At 40.9% G+C, this 6567-nt stretch carries 6 protein-coding genes; 3 read left to right on the forward strand and 3 right to left on the reverse strand.

Annotated features, from left to right (window positions below; translation table 11 throughout):
• Nucleotides 1-279: 279 nt before the first annotated feature.
• Nucleotides 280-1608, reverse strand: coding sequence for a M14 family zinc carboxypeptidase (locus GPUN_RS09565; protein WP_006006066.1), 1329 nt, complete (start codon nt 1606-1608; stop codon nt 280-282).
• Between the two features lie 122 nt (nt 1609-1730).
• Here GPUN_RS09565 and GPUN_RS09570 point away from each other — a divergent pair, with 122 nt between their 5' ends.
• The 3 genes from GPUN_RS09570 to GPUN_RS09580 all read left to right on the forward strand — a co-directional run bounded on the left by GPUN_RS09570 (nt 1731) and on the right by GPUN_RS09580 (nt 5090).
• Nucleotides 1731-2579: an SIS domain-containing protein gene (locus tag GPUN_RS09570; protein WP_006006067.1), complete on the forward strand. Its 849-nt coding sequence runs from the start codon at nt 1731-1733 to the stop codon at nt 2577-2579.
• 649 nt (nt 2580-3228) lie between these two features.
• Nucleotides 3229-3567, forward strand: a complete 339-nt coding sequence (locus GPUN_RS09575) for a BrnT family toxin (RefSeq protein ID WP_238528968.1) — start codon at nt 3229-3231, stop codon at nt 3565-3567.
• A gap of 125 nt (nt 3568-3692) precedes the next feature.
• The gene (locus GPUN_RS09580) at nt 3693-5090 is read left to right on the forward strand and encodes an ATP-binding protein (protein WP_238528969.1); all 1398 of its coding nucleotides are present in this window, start codon (nt 3693-3695) and stop codon (nt 5088-5090) included.
• A 130-nt stretch (nt 5091-5220) separates the two neighbouring features.
• Here the strand turns inward: GPUN_RS09580 and GPUN_RS09585 are convergent, their stop codons facing one another.
• Together GPUN_RS09585 and GPUN_RS09590 are read right to left on the reverse strand one after the other, a co-directional pair.
• The gene (locus tag GPUN_RS09585; protein WP_006006070.1) at nt 5221-5445 is read right to left on the reverse strand and encodes a type II toxin-antitoxin system CcdA family antitoxin; all 225 of its coding nucleotides are present in this window, start codon (nt 5443-5445) and stop codon (nt 5221-5223) included.
• Nucleotides 5446-5791: 346 nt separating this feature from the next.
• The coding region (locus GPUN_RS09590; RefSeq protein WP_274378077.1) for an enolase C-terminal domain-like protein at nt 5792-6567 on the reverse strand (776 nt) is incomplete at its 5' end.

Raw genomic sequence — 6567 nt, forward strand, 5'->3', positions numbered from 1 at the left:
ATATTCACTGAACCCAGATTATGCGACACTCTTTTGACTTGCTTGTTGGCAAGCATGAGTTTTGCTGTTTGCACTCACGCCGAATTCTACGTTAGCATAATCAAAAATAATGTAAATAATAAATTATTCCAAATATACAGCCTAAAGTGTAAATAAATTATTTTAAAATATGAAAGAGTGACTCAGGTTAGTTATAAAGGTGAATAATGCGCAGCATACATCCGATTAAGCGGCTAAAGTATTAGTGCTTTTCGTTTTTGATCGATCCATTATAGGGTCTTAGTCTATTTCAATTAGTGCGCCATTGATCACTGCCGCGACTATTGCTTTTCCCTTGCGCATTAAAAAGTATGCAGGCTGTTGTAATACTAGCGCCTGTGAGTTGGCTCCAACTGGCTGATTAAGCATTACTTGATAATCAGATTGGTTACTTAGGTGGTGAGTCTCTCCTTGAAACTGAATCACCCCTTGCTTTAGCCACTGTTTATAGCTTTCGTTTGTTATAATGGTAGGCGCATTAAGCGTATGCGTCTTGCCAGTATCATATGTTAATTCACTTGCGTCATAATCTACTAGCCCTGCTTGAACATGTAAATCACCAACCGTGTCAATATAAAACTGACGTGAATAGCGCGACGTTTGTTTAATGCTTATACTTGCTTGATAAGAGTGCACGCCTGAAAAATGCAATCCTCGAATAAGTAATGATGAAAGCGTTTCACAGATGTTTTCAGGTATTTTCCAGTACTGCTGCTGGTATTTATCAAAAGCTGCTTGGCTGATTTTTTGATGATGCCTATCTTGCAGCATGCTCATTGCTTCAAGTATCGCTATAACGTTCATTGATCGTGCAATCTGTCTGTTAGGATCCCCGCGCGCTGCGCCAGATTCAATTAATATAGTTGCAGCACCTTTACCTGCAATGCGATCGCCAAAGGAGCGGGGAGAAAAGGTGTCGTCGTAGCGTGCTACGCAGGCTTCAATATGCGGGTAAATCGCCTCTGTCATTCTGCCGATAAGCGCCATGGCTAACTGCCGGCTATCATCCACGCTTTTCTCAATGTCAAAAGCGGGTGCTAAGAAGGCAATGGTCGATGGATTACCCGTTGTACCACATTGATAATAAGGGCTTTGGTCATGCAAATTAAAGGCAACATTAGGCTGCAGTGTATCGACTAAATGCATCAATATGTTGCCTTCTGGCGTTTGCTTGGCCATCGCGTCGCGATTGATATCAATACCTTGGGCATTATGGCGAATGCAGCGCTGGGCACCGTCGGGATTAAGCATGGGAACAATATGCACAGTGAACAGCGTTTGTGCGTTGTTTAGGCGTTTATCACTGCTTTGTAAAAGTGTGTCGAGTAAGTCAAATACCGAGGCCGTTGCCGTTGCCTCATTGCCATGCATTTGGGTCCACGCTAAAATCACGATAGGGCCGTGTCCATAGCTTATACGCTTTATGCTGCGTCCCTCAAAGGAGCTTCCCTCATGGGTAATTTGCACCCGCGTTTCTTTGTGCAGCACCTCAAAAAATGGCTGTATGTCACTATGCGTAATGTGCTCAAGATTAAGCTTGCTAAGCAAATGTGCAATGGATGATGGCATGAAAACATCAACAATAGTTATCGATAAAGTATTGTTACTTTACCGAAAAAATGTATCTTTATGCAAATTATTCTATTATTAATCAGTAAATAGGAATAATGTATTCATTAAAAGGATTTTTAATGGCCGCGTTTTCTAAAATAAAAGCCTTACTGCCCTCTTTATCAAGCAGTGAAGAGAAGCTAGCATTCTACATCTTAAATTCACCGGGCGATCTTCGTGACCTGTCGTCGCAAAAACTTGCAAGCATAGTTGGGGTTAGCCAAAGCTCAGTCATTAAGTTTGCTCAAAAGCTAAAGTATAAAGGCTACCCAGCGCTCAAGCTTGGCATTTTAGATGATTTAAATAATGTTGAAACCGACCATCAAAAGCTGCATGGCCGCATTGCTGTAGGTGATGATTATGAAACAATGTCGTCAAAGTTGCTGCAAAGTAAAATTGCAGTGCTCAATCAAACTAAAAACCTGAACGACAAACATTCTTTTGCCGAAGCGGTTATTTTGCTTCAAGAAGCCAAACGCGTATTAATAACAGGGCTTGGTGGCTCTGCTTTAGTGGGTAAAGATTTTTCATTCAAACTGCAAAAGCTTGGTATTGCGGCTATCTCTGAAATTGACGGGCACGCACAACTGGCCATCGCATCAACGCTGGGTGAAACCGACCTGGTGTTTGCCCTGAGTGAGTCAGGCGCAACGCGAGAAGTGGTCAATGTCGTAACGGAAGCGGTGGCAAACAAAACACCTGTTATTTCGCTTACTAAATTTGGTGATACAGCGGTTTCAATGCATGCTCAGGTAAGACTTTACTCGGTGGCTGAAGAAGCCGCTACGCGAATATCGTCGATATTGGCGCGCACCGCACAAGAACTCGTAATAGATATGCTGTTTATTTCACTGATGCAGACGTCGAGTAAGCGACGAGCAATGCTGGAGAAATCACGCAAGGTGGTATCTGAATTTAGAAATTATTGAGCGATGGGGCTTTTGGTGTTTAACAAATTAGTTAACAAACATGCTCGTGTTTTTTTGATTTTAAGGAGATGCGGACCGCTTTATAAAAATAAAGCTCTTAACTTTAGTCGAATTAGGAGCCGCGGACCGCTGTAGGCTATCTTAATCGTCGCTCAATTTTGTATTCGGAACCTAGTTGACTTTGTGTTGCGCACCACGCTGCACTTGAACTTAGCAGCCTCGACAGACCTTGGATTTGAATGGGATACAACCGTTGAAGTTAAACGTTGCCTAGCTAAAAGCATTAATTCATTCACTTCGTCAACTTTATGGACACATTTTGCAACTTAAAAACTTTCATCATAAATTTGTCCATTATGCCGAGTGTTAATCCGAATACGTCCCATTTAGAAAGAATAAATAAAAAACATCATCACTTCACTTTTAGAATTCTTCAACGACTACTCCTCGCCCTATTTATAACTTACTTTTCAACACGGCTTTAGTCGGCTTTGTGCACAGCCTAATGATAATCTTTAGACAAAGTCTCATCGACTGGCTTCTTTTGGTACCGAGCCGATAGACGGCAATGAGCTATCTATAGTCATTCGGTTTACTTGCGAACGTTTAAGCTTTGCGTAGCAGTATAATCATCATGTGTTGATGACATATGGCACACGGTCCTATACTTTCAGCCATGAAAACATTTGATTGGAATTCTGATAAAAACAAGCGCTTAATTGAGGAGCGTGGCATTTCATTTGAAGATGTCATATATTATTTACAAAATCAGTGTTTATTAGATGACTTAAAGCATGTAAATCAAGAAAAATATCCGAACCAAAGGATTTTTGTTATTAATATTGAAAATTATGCTTATCTAGTTTCGTATATTGAAACCGATGAATCAATTTTCTTAAAGACAGTCATTCCTAGTCGCAAGGCTACAAAACAAGACACAAAACGTGCCAACCTAAATCATATTCTCAATAGGATTAAAATGGGCTAAATATGTTTCGTTTATTATTTGGAAATGAACAAAAAATGCTTGATTTATTGTTTGGAAATTAGCATAAACGTGCTAGTTTATTGTTTGGAATTGAACTATTTTGAAAAATCCCATAGGAGGATTCTTTGTATAGAAGATGTATTGAGCAATTGAAATCGTGGGCTAGCGCTACTTCTCGGGGTGTTATGGTGCTACGAGGTGCGCGACAGGTTGGTAAAACCACATTGATTCGTATGCTGGCAAAAGAGCTTGGTTTAATATTAATCGAGCTTAACTTAGAAGATACCCCCAGCTTTGCAGGGATGTTAAATAAGCGCTCTAATGCAAAAGACATTCTAGAGCTGTTGCTGTTAGAGAAAGGTGTAGTAGCCGAGCCCGAAAATGTTTTGTTTTTCTTCGATGAGATTCAAGAGCTTCCTGGGTTCTATGAGTATCTTCGTTACTTTAAAGAATTGGCGCCCGAATATAAGGTAATTACAGCAGGCTCACTGCTAGAGCTTGAAATCCAAAAAGAGAAGTCAGGGCAAGGGCCTTCTGGGCGTGTGGAGTTTGCCTTTTTAGACCCTATGACGTTTGAAGAATTTGTCTTGGCGGCGAATCCAGTTGCATATAAAAAGCTTATTAATTTGGATGTCTTAGCGCCTATAGGAAGTAGTTTTCATGAAATTTTCTATAGCTTGTATAAGCAATATATGGTTTGCGGCGGTATGCCTGCAGTGGTGGAGGCATTCGTTAATAATGAAGGTGTGCTGCGACTAGACGAGATTAAGAATAACTTACTCACTGGCTATATCAATGACTTCGCTGACTTTGGTAAGTTGTCGGGGCAAAAATACGACCCAAAACTATTAGAGCTGATTTTCAGGCAGGTTTATAGCCATCCATGTAACTCTATGACTTTGTCAAAGCTTGCGCCAGGGTTTAGATCAGATAAAATCCGCGATCATATAGAAATCCTGGTTAAGTCAAAGCTGATTAGAAGAAGTGTTCATACTCACGAAAACAAAGCCCCTTTGCTCAGTGGAGCCGATAAGTACACTCACAAGCTATTTGCATTAGATATCGGCTTGGCTTACTCGTATATGGACTTATTACCACAAGAGGTCTATGGCAGTGGGGATGTTAACAGTGTTGCCGAAGGTGCAATGGCAGAACAATTTGTAGCTCAGACCTTACAGTCGGTGCCTCCTTATTACAAGGCTAAGTCCTTGTATCATTGGGAGCGAAAGAAGAAAAATGCTATCTCTGAGGTTGATTTTGTCGCCGCATTGGATTCAAGAGTTGTTCCTATTGAATGTAAGTCTGGTCACTCGAACAAGATGATATCTTTGAAGCTAATGCTTGGTGCCAAGACATACCCCATGGCCTTAAGGTTATATGCTGGCGATATTGAGTATGGATTAATTAAACCAAGACCAGAGCAGCAAGATTTGAAAGAAGTGCCTTTGGTTAGTATGCCTCACTATATGCTCGAACGATTCGTGTCTAAATTTAGCACTATAAGCGCTAAGGCAATATCTTAATTTGGAAGCGTGGGACAAACCATACATTTTCCTAATTCATTTATCAGAACAAACGTAAGGATAACGTTTTCTGCCTTTAACCACGGGATTTACATAGATATCGAACTGGTTCACTTACCGCTTTGACAAATTAAATGCATAAATCGCCGTCATCAAATGGCAGACCATCACAAGCAATATACTGATTACATGTCTCTATTTTCTGTTTATTACGCTCTTTCCATTTAGTTTCTCGCTCTGACTTCAGCGCAATTTCTAAGCTGTTGCTGAGATTTATACCGAGGCGTTTTGCGTCCTCTGTCACAGTCTTATCTAAATATACATTTACTCTAACTTTTTCTTTGGCAGTACCCATAACTTATCTCTACGTAAATTACTATACGCACAATATAATGCGCACAAATATTTTATCAACTATAAACCAAACTTGTCTTATACGTTCGCTACAGGCTTGTTCACTCTAAATTAACCTATCGCGCAATTTAGCGATTAATGACCGCCGGTCAAGTTTAAGTGATCGTATGATTATTTTTAGCTGAAATTAAGTTAAGTTGCGGGACAACTAAACGAAAGGCCTAGAAAAACGTTAGAGTATTCTTAATATAGACAGTTTCGCACCCATCTTGTCGGGACTGAATTGGCTTAGCCCACAATTAATGGATACGGTGGGACGATATTTATCATTTTTTTAGTGAGTAACCTTAGCGACATCCAAAAACACAGAGCACTTGCCAAGGGCTGATCCCAAGTCCAGGTGTGGTATTTAAAAAAATATTTGCATCTTTAAACCGGGAGGCGCCCATAATAGGGTCATATTGTCCTAAGGTAGGTCCGTCTAAGTCGATTAGCGTAATCACATCAGCGTATGCCAGCGCTAAATGAGCCGCTGCGGCAACGCCTATGCTGCCTTCTAGCATACAACCCATCATACACCTTAGCTTATGCGCTCGGCAATAATCTGCAATCTGCATAGCGGGGTACAGACCGCCCGCCTTCATTAATTTTATATTAATGATGTCTATAGCGTCTAGCTGATGCAGTTGTACGACTTGGGCAAGATTAAACGCGCTCTCGTCTGCCATAATGGGGGTCTTAATCGCGCGTTTAATGCGGGCTAAACCTTCGATGTCATTCGCCACTAAGGGTTGTTCTATTAATTCAAACGCGACTCCCTCATGCTCAAGTTTCTGCATAATATCGATTGTGGTTTGGGTATCCCAACCTTGGTTTACGTCAAGGCGCATCCGTAGATTGACCTTATCGCTTTGTAAGCTTTGCGCGTGGGCATAAATTACGCGCAGACGCTCCAAATCTTCACAGGCTTGATTGCCGATTTTTATTTTAAGACAGCGATAACCGCGCGCTACGGCTACGTCAATGTCACTGCACATTTGCTTAACGGGATTAACACTTATCGTATAATCGGTTTCAATTGTGGTGTCGGTTTTACGTGTAGTTTGAATCCCCCCACTTAAAC

It is taken from the genome of Glaciecola punicea ACAM 611, from assembly GCF_000252165.1.
Lineage (GTDB): Bacteria > Pseudomonadota > Gammaproteobacteria > Enterobacterales > Alteromonadaceae > Glaciecola > Glaciecola punicea.

Coding starts and splice junctions, on each gene's coding strand:
- GPUN_RS09585 (WP_006006070.1), bottom strand. CDS start 5,445: ATGGGTACTGCCAAAGAAAAAGTTAGAGTAAATGTATATTTAGATAAG.
- GPUN_RS09570 (WP_006006067.1), top strand. CDS start 1,731: ATGGCCGCGTTTTCTAAAATAAAAGCCTTACTGCCCTCTTTATCAAGC.
- GPUN_RS09565 (WP_006006066.1), bottom strand. CDS start 1,608: ATGCCATCATCCATTGCACATTTGCTTAGCAAGCTTAATCTTGAGCAC.
- GPUN_RS09575 (WP_238528968.1), top strand. CDS start 3,229: ATGGCACACGGTCCTATACTTTCAGCCATGAAAACATTTGATTGGAAT.